Here is a 14,557-nt window from a genome sequence, read left to right on the forward strand (position 1 = left end):
CCAGGATTACTTTTTCATCTTGTCATAGGCGTCCTGGTAGATCTGCTGCAACTCGTCGATCTTCAGCTTTTTCAGCGTCGCCTGGAATTCATCCCACTTGTCGAAGCTGAGCGCGCCGGCGATGAACTTCGTGCTCTGCTCCTCATAGTACTTGTCCAAATCGTTGCGCAGGATGTTGACTTTTTGCGCGGTCGCTTCGTCGAACATCGGCGCCGCGTAGCGGACCTTCGGCATGTACGGATCAAGCTTCTTTTGCGCTTCCTGCACTTGCGGCGGGTTGATGAAGGAGGCGACCTTTTCGCTGATGAGGTGCGGCGCGCCGCCGCCGGCGTAAGGCGTGAGCTTCGACTGGTTGCCCGAGTCGATGAATGCCTTGGTGTAGTAAGGGATGCCGTCCTTCACTTCATAGTTTTCGCCCTCTCTGCCGAATCGCAGCAGCGTGGATCCTTCGTCGCTATAGAAGTAATCGATCCAGCGCATCGTGACTTCCGGATATTTGTCGACGGAGGTGATGGCAAATGCCCCGAAATCCCGCGCGACCGGCGCGCCTTGGCTTTGCAGCTGATCGCCGTGCGGACCTTTCAGCGGAGCGATGCCGGTATACTGATCCTGGATCGTCAAGAAGTTGTTATTCGTCTGATCGAAGAAAAATCCGGTGTTGCCCGATCCTTGCTTGGCCAGATAGTCCGCTTCTTTCTGCGAAAACATCTCGGGATCGAGCAGCTTTTCCTTATAAAGCTTGTTCAAATACATGAGCATTTCTTTGTTCCGGTCGTTGCCCATCCAAATATTAACTTTATCGTTCTCAAGATTAATGTTGTAGCCGAACTGCAAATCCAGACCGAACGAGCCGCTCATCATCGCGAGTATGGGCAACCCTTGGCCGGCTACCGGAGCGCGGGCGGTCATCGGCAGCTCGTCTTTCTTGCCGTTTCCGTTCGGGTCTTGGTCCCTGAAGGCGACGAGCACGTTGTACAAGTCGTCCGTCGTCTCCGGCATTTTCAAGTTCAGCTTTTTCAGCCACGCCTGATTGATCCACTTCTTGTCCGTACGGGCGGCGTCCAGGGTGACGATGCCCGGTATGGCATAGATATGGCCTTCGGGCGTCGTGATCCCCGCGCGAATCTCCGGATATTGCTCCATCAACTGCTTCAAGTTCGGCGCGTATTGATCGATCAGGTCTTCCAAAGGAATCAATTGGCCGGCCGCTCCATATCGCGTCGCCTCAAGCTGCGAGAGTCCTGAGCGGTACAAGGCGTCGGGCAGCTCGTTGGACGCGAAGAGCAGATTTTTCTTCTCTTGGAAACCGTCCGTAGGCGCTTCGGTGAATTCCACCTGAACGTTGCTCATTTTCTCGTAATCTTGGAACACCGGCATATCCTTGAACGGTCCGTTGACGGGAGCGGTTCGGGTGAACATCTTCAGTTTGATCGGCTGATCCACGATCGGGAATCCGTTTGCTTTTACGGCATTGCCAGACGAAGCCGCCGGCGCTGTCCCTCCGCTTGCGCCGGAATTCGAGCTGCACCCGGCGAGCACGAGACTGGACGCGACCACCGTGCCTATCGCGTAACTTTTCCAGTTTTTACGCATAGATCTATGACCTCCGCATTTTTTGTTTTCACCGAACCGACGTTGTAAGCGTTTTACCGGCGTGTTTTCATTTTAAACAACGTGCAAGCGCTGCCAATTGCAATATTATGACTATTTACTCCACTTATTTGACGGTTCGGTCGCCATTCAAATAGGCTTGCGGCGTCATGCCCTTTATTTCCTTGAACACCTTGAAAAAGTAATTGTAGTTGGCGAAGCCCGCCTGCGTGCTGATCTGCTTGATCGAATACCGGCCGCTCTCCAGCAGCCTGCAGCTGACGTCGATCCGCACCCGATTCAAATATTCGGAAAAAGTCGCGCGTGTCTCCTCTTTGAAAATGCGGCTTAAATAAGACGGATTGAGACCGATCGCGCCGGCTGCCAGCTCCAGCGTAATATAGCCCTGATACCTTTCCAGAATCAGCTCGATCGCCTGCGATACGTGACGGGAGTAAGGACCGTTCGCACGCTGGCGCCTGAGCAGCTTGAGCAATCCGGCATAGTAGGACTGGAGCCATAACTCCAGCTCGGCGAGCCCAGCGATTTTTCCGAGATCGGCGCGAGACGGCAGTTCGCTCTCGGCTGCTTCGGACGACAGCGTCGGCATCCATTTCTTGATGGCTTTGTCTCCGGTATGCAGAAGCTCGCTGACGATCATCTGCACGGTCTGCGCGTGGACGGGCTGTCCGCGAACGGAAGAAAACACGGAAGCCAGCAACTGGTGCATGCCTTCCTTATCCAGCCGCTCGATCGAGAGCAGCAGCTCCTTTTGCTCCTCGATCGTCAGCGAGACGCGATCGTTGAACAAGCTAGGCCGCTCCGAGGACGGCGAGGCGTCGAGCGCCCGTACCGCGGCACCATAGCTGGCGCCGAACTGCGCCAAGCTGCCGCATACATAACCGGGCGCGGCCATGCACCTCAGATTCAGCAATAATTCGAGCGCATGCTGAAGCTTCGCGATCAATCTGCCGACTTCGCCGGCGACGACATGCTCGCTTCGTTCCTTGAAAGCGAACAGGACGATCATGCGCCCGTCCTCCGCGTATGCCGCGACCCGATCCTGCATATTGCCGAGACTCTGCTGCATGATTTCGACAGCCTGCTGCGCAAGCCGGTTCGTCTGCACGTCGCTGTAGGACTCCGTCAACAGCCTGAAGGACACGATCTGCACGGCTGCCGCCACATAGCTTATCGCGCCCCGGAACAGTCCGTGCCGATCTGCCGCGGCCTCCAGATTTGCCGCCGCATCCGGCTTCCCCCTCGCCAAGTCCGCGAGCAAATCGCGCACGAGCGCTGAGCTTTCCCGCTCCCCGGACATTTCCCCAACGGCATTTTTGCCGCGCTGCCGATCGTCCGACGGCCGTTTCTCGACCGCTTTGTTCAATATCGCCAAAAGCGACGCCTCGTCCAGCCGGTGTTTAAGCAGATAATCGACGGCGCCGTCCTTCAGGCATTCGCGCACGTAGTCGTAATCGTCGTAGCTGCTCAGCATAATCGTGCGCACGGACGGATGCTTTTCTTTAATCGTTCGATTGAGCTCCACGCCGTTCATTTCCGGCATGTTCACATCGATGATCGCGACATGAGGCGCCGATCTTCCGATCAACGCTAACGCCATGGCGCCGTTATGGGCTTCGCCGCACAATTCGAAGCCTTCCTTATTCCAATCCAGCAGCGTCGTCAGGTGATGGCGCACCAACGGTTCGTCGTCTACAAGCAGCACTTGGAACATGGCTCAACGCTCCTCTTTCATTGATTGGTCCGTTTGCTTCAGCAGAGGAAAACGTACTTCCGCAGTCGTATACAGCCCCGGCTCGCTGTACAGCTTCACGCCGTAAGGCTCGCCGTACATCCGGAAAATCCGTTCATGGACGTTTCGCACGCCCATGCCGGAGAAGCGAGACGGCTGCTCCGACGCGTCCTGCTGTCCCAAGAGCATTTCCATGCGTTCCTTCGTCATGCCTTTGCCGTTGTCGGTCACCTCGATCTTGAGATCGCCCTGTTCCGCAAAGACGCGAATGAGTACGACGCCTCCGGACGGACCGACGCCATGAACGATCGCATTTTCCACCAACGGCTGGATCATCAGTTTAAGTACCGGGCACGCCAGCAATTCGTCGTCTTCGATTTCCGTTTGCAGCTTGATCGGCTCCATGAACTTGTATTTCTCGAGCGCGACGTAGCTGGCCACGTAGTTCAATTCCTCCCGTACCGCGAGATATTCATTGGAGTTGCCCAACACGCCCCGCATCAGTTCGATCAATGCGCCCGACGCCTCTTCAATATTGGGCACTCCGTTGATCTTCGCCAAATATTTGATCGTGTTGAGCGAATTGTAGAGAAAATGGGGCCTGATTTGCGCTTGCAGCGCGGTCAACTCCGCTTCGCGCTTCTTTTTCTCGCTGGTCCGGATATCTGCCATCAGCCGCTTCAGCTCCTCCACCATGTTGATAAAGACATGGTAGAGCTCGCCGATTTCGTCCTTGGTTTTGATCTCTGTTTTGGGAAAGGATAGGTTGCCGTCTTTGACCCGGGTCATCATCGACTTCAGCCTCCTGATGTTGATGGTCGTCCGGGAGGACATCTGAAGCGAGCCGATCAGAACGACGGCGAATACGATGACCGATACTTCGATCATCAGATTGCGGATTCTCGTTGACTCGCTGAGCAGAGAATCCATGGGGATCAGCGCCAGCGTCGTCCATCCCGTGTAAGAGGATTGACGGCGAACGACGATGTAAGATCTGCCGTCGATTTTCATTTCGGCAGCATCTCCCGCCCCCGCGAATCGCTGCTTGACTCTAACCAAGGTTTCGTTCGATGGCGCGGAAGAAGGCGCAGACTCGGTCGCATAGACGAATTCGTCCCGCTCGTCCAGGACGTATAGCAGACTGTCCGTAGTCGGCTTCACCGCATATGTTTTTTTGATAAAGTCATAATTCAGATCCACCATCACGACGCCGATCGCTTCGCGATTGTACCTGATCTCGCGCCCTACCGTGATGGCGTCTGCCGTCCCCTTCGGCTTAAAATAAGCGTGACGGGAGCCGTTGCGCAGAATATAGTCCATCGTCGGCGTCTCCAGGAAAGTGCGGTCGATCCAAGGACTGCCCGAGAAAAATACCTTCCCGTTCAGCCCCACGACGGCGATTCGCGAAATGTAGGGCTTATAGTCGACAAGTCCGGAGAGAAATCCGGTGATCAGCTTCTGCTCCTGAAACCATTCATAGCTGATCTCGTCGCTCGGGCTCATGATCGTATCGATGACGGCGTATTTGTTGGACACGACGACCGTGTTCAGCCGATCGATCTCCTGCAGCATAATATTGAGCGATTCATCCGATTGACGGATGCTGTCCAGCACCGACGTGACCGCATTATGCTTGATCGTCTCGCGCATGTTCACGTAGACGATGCCTGTCACGGAAACGATGGATAGCAGCGTAACCAGGGCAAACGCGATAAAGATCTTTCCTTGTATGTTCAATCTGGGCGAGATCCGCCTTCGAATAGCCGCCAGCTTCATTGATTGCGTTCTCCTTTGCGGTCATCTTTCCGCGGACGGTTCGCGTCTCGTCGATCGAACGGATAGCGGTGGGACTCTGTAATAACCTTTGAACGCTCTTGTAAACGTGTACAAATTCGGGTAGCCCAGCGATAATGCAACTTCCGTAATCGTCGCGTCCGTTTCGGTCAGCAGAAGTCTGGCCTTTTCCATCCGTATACGCTGAATGTACTTCATCGGCGGCATGCCGACTTGCTCGGCGAACACGTTGGAAAAGTAAGAGCGGTGCACGCCCGCGAATGCCGCCACCTGCTGCACGGAGATGCCCTCCGTCGCGTGAAGCTCGATAAAATCGAGGCATTCGCGAATCCATCCTGTTTGCGCTTCGGTCTCCATCGGCGTCTTATCCAAGATTAGACCGGCGAACAGCTCGCAGACCATGCCTTGCAGCGCCATCGCTTCGGCCGGCTTACGGCGTTCGGCGACGGCGAGCGCATCGATGACGCGCTCGGCCGACGCCTTGACGGTTGGCGTGACCGCCTTTTCCCGATAGGGCCGATCCGGCGTCACGTCAGCCAGTTCGAGCAGCGCTCCCGCTCTGGCGCCGTCGAGCGCCAGCCAGCTCATTCGAAGCTGCGATTCCGATGTCAGCTGACGGTAATAGTACGTTCGTCCCGGGAACAAGCAGAACAGATCGCCTTTTTGCAGCTCCGCCCAGTTCCCCGCCCATTCGATTCTGACCTTACCTTCGGATACAAAATGAAGGCTGTGGCACTCGATTCTCTTCGGTCCGACCTCATATGAAGGCTTAGCGATACTGCGTCCCGCCCGGACCGGCCATAGCTGGCTCTGTTTATCCAATCGGCCGGGCGTATAGTAAATAAATTGCGCATACTCGTATTCGTACTCCTGCATCATCCCCGCCTGCTCCTTCCATCGATTCCTTTTCAGTCCAATAGATAACAAAATGACAACAACAATCTAACATGTTGCTATTTATAAAACGCTATCAATTCACTAATATCATACTAGGAGGGGATCATTCTTGTCGAGAAGACCTAACATTTTGCTAATTACCAGCGATCAGCAGCATTGGAATACGATCGGCGCTCGCAATCCCGAAATATCGACGCCCAACTTGGACCGCCTCGTTCGCGAGGGCACGACGTTCGACAGGGCTTATTGCCCGAATCCCACCTGCACGCCAAGCAGGGCTTCGATCCTGACGGGCATGTACCCAAGCCAGCACGGCGCATGGACGCTCGGCACGAAGCTTTTAGAGGACAAACATACCGTAGGGGAGGACTTCGCGGAAGGAGGCTACCGAACCGCGTTGATCGGCAAAGCGCATTTTCAACCGCTGAAGTCGACCGCCGAATACGAATCGCTCGAAGCCTATCCGCGCCTGCAGGACCTGGACTACTGGCGGAATTTCGACAAACCGTTTTACGGCTTCGACCATGTCGAGCTGGCTCGCAACCATACGAACGAAGCCCATGTCGGACAGCATTATGCGCTTTGGCTGGAGGAGCAAGGCTGCGCGAATTGGCGGGAATACTTCCTGGCGCCGACCGGCACGATGGACCCCGCGGCGACGTACAAATGGCCGATTCCGGAAAAGTATCATTACAATACATGGATCGCGGAGCGGACTAACGCGATGATGGAACAATATAAAAAGTCCGGCGAACCTTTCTTTCTCTGGGCCAGCTTCTTCGATCCGCATCCCGAATATTTGGCGCCGGAACCTTGGGATACGATGTACGACCCGGACAAGCTGACGATACCTGCGCTCGTTCCGGGAGAGCACGACCGCAATCCGCCGCACTTCGGACTCACGCAAGAGGAAGATCCCGATTTCTCGCACCTTGTCGAGACCGGATACGGCATCCATGGCTATCGTTCGCATCTTTATTACGAATACGGCTCGAAGTTCAAATTGACGGCGTACGACAAAAAAAAGCTGGTCGCCGTTTACTACGGCATGATCAGCATGATGGACAAATACATCGGCAAAATTCTCGACCGGCTGGACGAGCTCGGGTTGGCTGAAGACACGCTCGTCGTCTTTACGACGGATCACGGCCACTTTTTCGGTCAGCACGGGTTGCAGGCGAAGGGCGGATTTCATTACGAGGATCTGATCAAGCTCCCCTTTATCGTCCGTTATCCGGGCCGCGTGCCCGCGGGGCGCAGTTCGGACGCCATTCAATCGTTGGTCGATCTCGCGCCGACCTTCTTGTCCTTCTGCGGCATGCCGATCCCGCCTGCAATGACGGGCGTCGATCAAAAAGAGACCTGGCTCGGCAACCGGTCCAGTGCGCGGGATCACGCGATCTGCGAGTTCCGCCACGAGCCGACGACGATCCACCAGAAGACATACGTGGACGAGCGGTACAAAATTACCGTATATTACAATCAAACCTACGGCGAGATTTTCGATTTGCAGGAGGATCCGGGCGAGCTGCGCAATCTGTGGGACGAGCCGGCAGCGGAGCGGTTAAAGACGGAGCTTCTGATGAAATATATTTGGGCCGAACTCGGCAAGGAACCGATGCCGATGCCCCGGATTCATCACGCGTGACAACAAGACCCTGACAGCAATAGAAAGAAGCTTTTCCGAATGCGCCCGCAGGTCCTCGGAAAAGCTTCTTCGATGTTGCGCATGCCGCGCAAATGCTTATTCTTCTATATATTCGCCGTTCTGCTTCATCGACTCGTAGCGCGCGATCTCCTCGCGCAGCTTCCTGGCCTTTTCCAGCGGCTTTTTGACGTAGTGAATGTATTCGACCGCGGCGTGATGATCCGGCTTTTTGCCGCTCAGAAACTTGCGCAGCGCCGACATCGTTCGATAGGCCTGCTCTTCCTTCTGGACCCGGCGCTCGTAGCGCTGAACCATCTGCTCGATCTCCGCCACTTCCTCGAGCCGCTTTTGTATGAGAGCGTCCAGCAACGAATGCACCTCCGCTTGCCGAGCCGGTGCGGCGGACGGCGATACAGCTTGCACAATCGGCTTCGTCATGAAATATCACCTGTCTATTCTTGTGAAGATTCATCACACGTAAGCCAATTGTATCGGAAATTCGCCATCATGAGAACCCTTATGTCAGCTATTTTTTAGGAAGAGATGACAATATCGATGCCGACGACGCCGATCGGACGGCCATCCGCTCCTTGCAGCGGCGTCGACACCGTCACGCAGGGCTTTTTCGTGATCGCGGACAGGTAAACCTCCGATACGAAAATCTCGCCGCCCATCGCCTTTTTCCACCATTCCCTGCTGCGTGCATTGAGCAGGCCCGCGATCGGCTCGGAAAAAATAAAGGACCCGTCCGCCCGGTTGGACCAGATCGCCTCCACGCCAGCCGTCTGCGCCAGCCACCCGGACAGCACCTTGCGATGAATACCGTCGTCCAGCCCGCCGAGCGCCGGGTCTGCCGCCATGGTCTTCAAAAATTGCATCCATTTTTCTTTTTCCGCGAGTCCTGTATCCGCCCACACCTTGCCTCCGGCTTGATGGACAGCCCCGATCAGCTCGTCCGCCGCCGTCTTGAGCTCTGTCGATACTCTCCCGAGCTTGGCCGTTTCTTCTCGCTGCTTGAAATTCTGGGCTAGCGTATCGTCGATGCTCGCCATCATCTGGTTGACGGAGTCGACGACATCCTTCAGCATCGCATTGGCCGCGGAGGTCCGGTCCGCCTGCTCGGCCGCGGCGGTCAGCGTCTTGTCGACCTGTCCGTCCACTTTTAGGATATGATTATAGATCGCGTCCATCCGGTCGCGATTGACCTTCATCTCGCTCAGCCCTCGCGAGACCGACTGCTTTTCTTCGGCCACCGACGCAACGACCTGCCGGATGCCCGCCTCGATATCGCGGACGATCCCCGTCGAGCGCTTGACCGCGACGCTGCTCTGCTCGGCGAGCTTGCGTATCTCTTGGGCGACGACGGTAAACCCGCTGCCGTATTCGCCCGCATGCGCAGCCTCGATGGCCGCGTTCAGCGCGAGCAGGGACGTCTGCGAGACGATCTCCTGGATCAATTCGTTCATCTGCGTAATCTTGGAAGCTTCGGCGATGAGTCCGCTCACGCGTTCCTCCATCGTGCCGTGATGCGCCGCGAGATCGTTCATGACTTCGTCGGTCTGCAGCATCGATCTGCACACGTCGATGACGACGTCCCTGGCCTCCTGGCTCTGGCGGCTCATGCTTTGGGCGTTCGCGCGGATCTCCTCCGAAGCCGCCGCTACCTCTTGCAGCGCGGAAAACGCGTCGTCCAGCCGTCCTGCCGCCACCCTGCTCTGCTGCCGCAGCCGGTCTTCTTGAACGGCAGAACGGTCCGCGATCGCCTCCAGCTGTCCGACGCTCGAGTCCACCTCGCCGACTGCGGCTTGAAGGCGATCGGAGATAACGACCGCTTCGCCCACCATCGTCCGCAGCTTATCTTGGTCTGCGTCCTGCGCCGTACCGGTCGGTCCCGCACTCGCGGCGGAAGCCATACCTGACACCATCCCCGACGCGTTCAACTTCGACTCGGCTCCGTCCCTTCTATTGAACCATCTCCGCCATTCGGCCATTGCGAATCGCCCCCGAGTTCTATCGACATTTTCTACATCGATCGACATAATGTAATAATTGCTAACATTATATCTGTCCGGCAGGCAAAATAAAAGAGGAACCTCTCGGTTCCTCTCGCTTATATGCGAATCGCTATAAATCCATGGCTCCTGCGCCTCCGGCTTCGGCCTTCAACCTTGCCTTCCCCCGGTGGATCCGGGCTTTGACGGTCCCGACCGGCACCTGCAGGGCAGCCGCGATCTCGTCGTCCTTGAACCCGTAATAAAACTTGTAAAGCAAAAGCGTTCGCGTCGCCGGCTCCAGCCGCCCGAGGATGTCGGTCAGCTCCGCCATCGTCTCCGGCTCGCTCTGCCTGGCGGATCCGGATTCACCGGCCGCATAAGCTTCGCTCAGCTCGCTGACGGGCTTGACGCGCCTGGCGCGGTTGGCGTTCAGCGCCAAATTGGCGGCGATCGTCTTCGCCCACGGGATGATCTTGTTGCTCTCCCGGAGCGTGTCCCGCTTTTCCAAGATTCTAACCCATGCTTCCTGGACCACGTCGGTCGCGTCGCTCTTGTGATGAAGCCTGTGACGGGCCACCCGCAGCATCTCCCGATACAGCTCGTTCAGAAGTTCATCCTCGATAGCGGATTGTTCGCGACTTCCGATTTCTCCGCGGGAGTTCGTCATGCCTCAATGTCACTCCTTAGGCCTTTTGATCCTCATCTCCTTTATTTTAACATATGGATTCCGATCGTAATATCATAAATATACTAAGAATCGAATTTTTTGTCGGACAAGTCCTGACCCGCCACGGCGATCTCGTTCATCTCGTCCAGCATCGTCTCCGTCACTCTCCCGTTTCCGCGACGGATGACTTTGACCTCGACCTGTTTTTTCCCCCATTCCTTGAACACTTGCCGGGTCGAAGGGAAATAGAGGTCGATGCGTCTTCCCTTGATCCGCGAACCGGTGTCCGCGACGCAGCCGTAGCCGTAGCCCGGAATGTACAGAAGCGTGCCGAGCGGAAATACGCGCGTATCGGCCGCAATGGTCGACACCTTGCTGCGCCTCACTTTGACGCCCGAATACGTCACGCCGTATTGAGGATGCCCCGGGCGTTTGCCCGTCGACTCCACGCCTGCCGTATAGCCGGTCGCCAGGACGGAGACGGTAGCGGGATGAGTTCCCTCGCGTTGTTCTTCCGCGTTCGCTTCCGCGCCGGCTCGCGGGGTGTCAGGCGCGGTCCATGCGGCGGAGACGACAAGAAGAGCCAGGGCCGATCTGAAAAAAAAGCTTGCGGGCATCGGTAACATTCCTCCTAGAGGGAGAATGTCCAAAGCCCGCAAGCTTTATGCGTCGTGACTTAACGCCTAATTTAGTCGGTGCGTTTGCTGTCGATGTCGCCTCTAATGCGCGCGATGAACGCGTCGACCGGCTCCGCGCCGATATCGCCTTCGCCGCGGCGGCGGACTGATACGGTTCCGGCAGCGGATTCGTTCTCGCCTACGACGAGCATGTAAGGCACCTTTTCCAGCTGCGCCTCGCGAATTTTGTAGCCGAGCTTCTCGTTGCGCAGGTCCGCGACGACGCGTACGCCGGATTCGCGGATTTTGTCTTCGAGCTCGCGCGCGTATCCCTCGAACGCTTGGCTGACGGGCAGGATCTTGGCCTGCAACGGGCACAGCCATACCGGCAGCGCGCCGGCGAAGTTCTCCAGCAGGAACGCGGTCATGCGCTCCATCGTGCTGATGATGCCGCGGTGAATGACGACCGGGCGATGCTTTTTGCCGTCGTCGCCGACATACTCGAGCTCGAAGCGCTCAGGCAAGAGCACGTCGATCTGCGCGGTGGAGAGCGTCTCTTCCTTGCCGAGCGCCGTCTTCACCTGCACGTCCAGCTTCGGCCCGTAGAACGCCGCTTCGCCTTCTGCCTCGAAGTAAGGCAGACCGAGCTCGTCGACCACTTCGCGGAGCATGCGCTGCGTCGTCTCCCACATGTTGTCGTCCGGCCAGTACTTTTCCTTGTCAGCCGGGTCGCGGTAGGACAGCCGGAAGCGGTATTCCTTAAGGCCGAAGTCCTCGTAGACGCGCTGGATCAGCTGTACGACGCGCTTGAACTCTTCCTTGATCTGGTCGAGACGGCAGAAGATGTGCGAATCGTTGAGCGTCATCGCGCGCACGCGGTGCAGGCCGGTCAGCGCGCCGGACATCTCGTAGCGGTGCATCGTGCCGAGCTCGGCGATCCGGATCGGCAGATCGCGGTAGCTGCGCATCTCGCTCTTGTAAACCATCATGTGATGCGGGCAGTTCATCGGACGCAGGACGAGCTCCTCGTTGTCCATCTGCATCGGCGGGAACATGTCCTCCTGGTAGTGCTCCCAGTGACCCGAGATTTTATAAAGATCGACGTTCGCGAGCACCGGCGTATATACGTGCTGGTAGCCGAGCTTCTCCTCGAGATCGACGATGTAGCGTTCGAGCATCTGGCGAACCTTGGCGCCGTTCGGCAGCCACAGCGGCAGGCCTTGGCCGACTTCGCGGGAGAAGGTGAACATGCCCAGTTCTTTGCCGAGCTTGCGGTGGTCGCGCTTCTTCGCTTCCTCGAGGAAATGGAGATGCTCGTCGAGCTGCGCTTTCTTGGCGAAGGCGGTGCCGTAAATGCGCTGCAGCATCTTGTTCTTACTGTCGCCGCGCCAGTAGGCGCCCGCCACGCTCAGCAGCTTGAAGGACTTGATGCGGCCGGTTGACGGCAAGTGCGGCCCGCGGCACAAGTCGAAAAATTCGCCTTGGTCGTAGATGGTGATCTCCGCGTTTTCCGGCAACCCGTTAATCAGATCGAGCTTGAGCGGGTCGCCCAGCTCGGTGTAAATGCGAAGCGCTTCTTCGCGGCTGACGACGCGCCGGACGATCGGCAAGTCTTCCTTGACGATTTTCTCCATCTCGGCTTCGATCTTCGCCAGGTCTTCCGGCGTGATCGACTGCTCCATGTCGATATCGTAGTAAAAACCGTCTTCGATTACCGGACCGATCCCCAGCTTCACGGTCGTATCGCCGTAAATGCGTTTGATCGCTTGAGCCATAAGGTGAGCCGTGCTGTGGCGCATCACTTCGACGCCGTCGGCGGAATCGAGCGTCACGATCTCAACCTTGGCGCCTTGCGTCAGCTCTGCATTCAGGTCGACGACCTTGCCGTCCAGCTTGCCGGCTACGGCGTTTTTCTTCAGTCCCGGGCTGATCGAGCCAGCAACGTCGGCGATATTGGAGTCGTCCTCGTATTCGCGGACCGCTCCGTCGGGCAGTTTGATTTGTACAGTCATTGCGATGGCCTCCTCGGCAGCGTGGAATTGATGTTGGGGACAAAGCAACGCAAAAAAGCGCCCGTCCCCGGTAAGGGACGAGCGCCAGTCTATGGCGTCCGTGGTTCCACCCTCGTTCAACCGTCGCGTGCCGCTCAAACGGCGTACGGACGATTCTCTAGGCATGAGTAACGGTCATGACCCGGCAATACTTAATGGCGATGCAGGCGCAGCTGCTTGGCATTCGTTAGCAAACGAATCATGCAGGAATGCCCTTCGCGTTCGGCACTGCGGCTCGAAAGGGGTCGACGCTTGCCGTTGCCGGAAGGAACTTGCAGCCAAGGTTCCTCTCTCTGGGCCGTCCGTTGCAGCGCCGCTGTCTTTCTCACAGCCGATACGTTGCATTATACCCGTATGCAACCGCGTGCGTCAAGCCGCATATCGCCTAAAGCGACCGCTTCAACGCGGCATCGGATGGTCGCAGATCGCGGCTCGCTCGCCGAAAATGCCCATCAGCGTCCGCACGACCTGCGCATCCGGTTCGTCGGTATGGATGTATAGCCGTCTGGGGCTCGCCGCGAGCAGCCTGGTGACCAGCAAGCTCTCGCGATCCTGCTGATCGGACGCCGCTTGCAGGATCGGCTCGGTGACGGGTTCGTCCTGCAGCGGACGCATTTTCTCGTCGAGCAGCGTCGGTCCTTGCCCCCCGCCGTGCAGCACATGGATAGCAGGCAGGCCTGTCTCCTGACCTTTGACCATCGACTGGAGCAGGCGCATGAACTCTTGATATTGGCGGTCCATCAGCATTTCTTCGACCGCCGTTTCGGCCGCTTCACGCAGTTCTTCCGAGTGCTCGCGCAAGCGAAACCGCATGAAGCCGTCCAAATGAAGCGAGCCGTTCCGCCACAGATAATCGCCGAGCTTCGCCGCGATTTTGACCAGTCTACGTTTCCTGCCCTCGCCAGCGCCTGCTCCTGAATCGCCGGCTTCGCCGTCAGGCAGCTCGCCGTTCAACAGCACGATCGCTTCCCGCATTCCCGTCTTGATTTCCTTCAGGTCGCGCGTCCCCAGCCTACGCTGCATAAACCGTTCGAGCGTCTGCGGCTCCTTGACCGACAGCACGAATTCCGCCAGCACCATGCCGACTTTGTCGCAAAACTCCCGTTGTCCCGCCGAGAAATCCAGCTTGCACACGATGGCGTCGCCGCGTTCGGCGAGGCGCCACGGACCTTGTCCCGCGCTGTCTGCCAGCCCCTCGAATGCATCGTTCATCATGCGCTGCAGCCTGCTTCGCGCCTCCAGGCCCCCGTACAGACTAACGGCCCATTGCTCCTTGTTCATCCGCTCACCCCCGGCTTCCTGTTCTTAAGCTATATGGTGACCGGAATCGCGATATACGATCGCTCGTTGCATGTGGTATATTTTATTAATTTTCGGCTGGTAAAATGCGGATTCGGCTGAGATGATTTTGGAGTTGCGCGGGGGGCGGCGGAAAAAGGAGAAGGCGAAGCGATTGCAGGCAATCGGGGCCGTCGGCCCACGATATGGGCGATTGCCTTCTGTACAGCAGGCGATTGATCCGCCAGCTCACGAGATGGCGATCGCC

The 14,557-nt window shown here is 57.4% G+C and carries 11 protein-coding genes; 1 reads left to right on the forward strand and 10 read right to left on the reverse strand.

What is annotated here, in order from left to right; genetic code table 11:
• Positions 1 to 6: 6 nt before the first annotated feature.
• The 4 genes from BM235_RS04160 to BM235_RS04175 all read right to left on the reverse strand — a co-directional run bounded on the left by BM235_RS04160 (position 7) and on the right by BM235_RS04175 (position 6,016).
• Positions 7 to 1,593: an extracellular solute-binding protein gene (locus BM235_RS04160; RefSeq protein WP_090109739.1), complete on the reverse strand. Its 1,587-nt coding sequence runs from the start codon at positions 1,591 to 1,593 to the stop codon at positions 7 to 9.
• A gap of 124 nt (positions 1,594 to 1,717) precedes the next feature.
• Positions 1,718 to 3,325, reverse strand: coding sequence for a response regulator (locus BM235_RS04165; RefSeq protein WP_090109741.1), 1,608 nt, complete (start codon positions 3,323 to 3,325; stop codon positions 1,718 to 1,720).
• A 3-nt stretch (positions 3,326 to 3,328) separates the two neighbouring features.
• Entirely contained in the window at positions 3,329 to 5,119 is a 1,791-nt protein-coding gene (locus BM235_RS04170) for a sensor histidine kinase (protein WP_090109744.1), read from the reverse strand.
• A gap of 21 nt (positions 5,120 to 5,140) precedes the next feature.
• Positions 5,141 to 6,016, reverse strand: coding sequence for an AraC family transcriptional regulator (locus BM235_RS04175; RefSeq protein WP_369803469.1), 876 nt, complete (start codon positions 6,014 to 6,016; stop codon positions 5,141 to 5,143).
• A 127-nt stretch (positions 6,017 to 6,143) separates the two neighbouring features.
• On the opposite strand from BM235_RS04175, the gene BM235_RS04180 reads away from it, so the two are divergent.
• Complete coding sequence (locus BM235_RS04180; protein ID WP_090109746.1) at positions 6,144 to 7,682, forward strand: sulfatase family protein; 1,539 nt, start codon at positions 6,144 to 6,146, stop codon at positions 7,680 to 7,682.
• 96 nt (positions 7,683 to 7,778) lie between these two features.
• Here BM235_RS04180 and BM235_RS04185 read toward each other — a convergent pair whose 3' ends face one another.
• The 6 genes from BM235_RS04185 to BM235_RS04210 form a co-directional block, all read right to left on the reverse strand.
• On the reverse strand, positions 7,779 to 8,120 hold the full coding sequence (locus BM235_RS04185) for a hypothetical protein (RefSeq protein ID WP_143106627.1): 342 nt from the start codon (positions 8,118 to 8,120) through the stop codon (positions 7,779 to 7,781).
• 95 nt (positions 8,121 to 8,215) lie between these two features.
• Complete coding sequence (locus BM235_RS04190) at positions 8,216 to 9,673, reverse strand: methyl-accepting chemotaxis protein (RefSeq protein WP_158544108.1); 1,458 nt, start codon at positions 9,671 to 9,673, stop codon at positions 8,216 to 8,218.
• A 133-nt stretch (positions 9,674 to 9,806) separates the two neighbouring features.
• Positions 9,807 to 10,343 carry an RNA polymerase sigma factor gene (locus BM235_RS04195; protein ID WP_090109753.1) on the reverse strand — a complete coding sequence of 179 codons (537 nt, stop codon included), beginning with the start codon at positions 10,341 to 10,343 and terminating at the stop codon, positions 9,807 to 9,809.
• A gap of 83 nt (positions 10,344 to 10,426) precedes the next feature.
• Positions 10,427 to 10,960, reverse strand: coding sequence for a 3D domain-containing protein (locus BM235_RS04200; protein WP_369803470.1), 534 nt, complete (start codon positions 10,958 to 10,960; stop codon positions 10,427 to 10,429).
• A gap of 71 nt (positions 10,961 to 11,031) precedes the next feature.
• Positions 11,032 to 12,972 (reverse strand): threonine--tRNA ligase, encoded by a 1,941-nt coding sequence (gene thrS / locus BM235_RS04205; RefSeq protein WP_090109757.1) that lies wholly within the window; start codon positions 12,970 to 12,972, stop codon positions 11,032 to 11,034.
• Between the two features lie 438 nt (positions 12,973 to 13,410).
• Positions 13,411 to 14,292 (reverse strand): putative sporulation protein YtxC, encoded by an 882-nt coding sequence (locus BM235_RS04210; RefSeq protein WP_090109759.1) that lies wholly within the window; start codon positions 14,290 to 14,292, stop codon positions 13,411 to 13,413.
• Positions 14,293 to 14,557: the final 265 nt, after the last annotated feature.

This window comes from Cohnella sp. OV330 (genome assembly GCF_900112065.1).
GTDB lineage: Bacteria > Bacillota > Bacilli > Paenibacillales > Paenibacillaceae > Cohnella.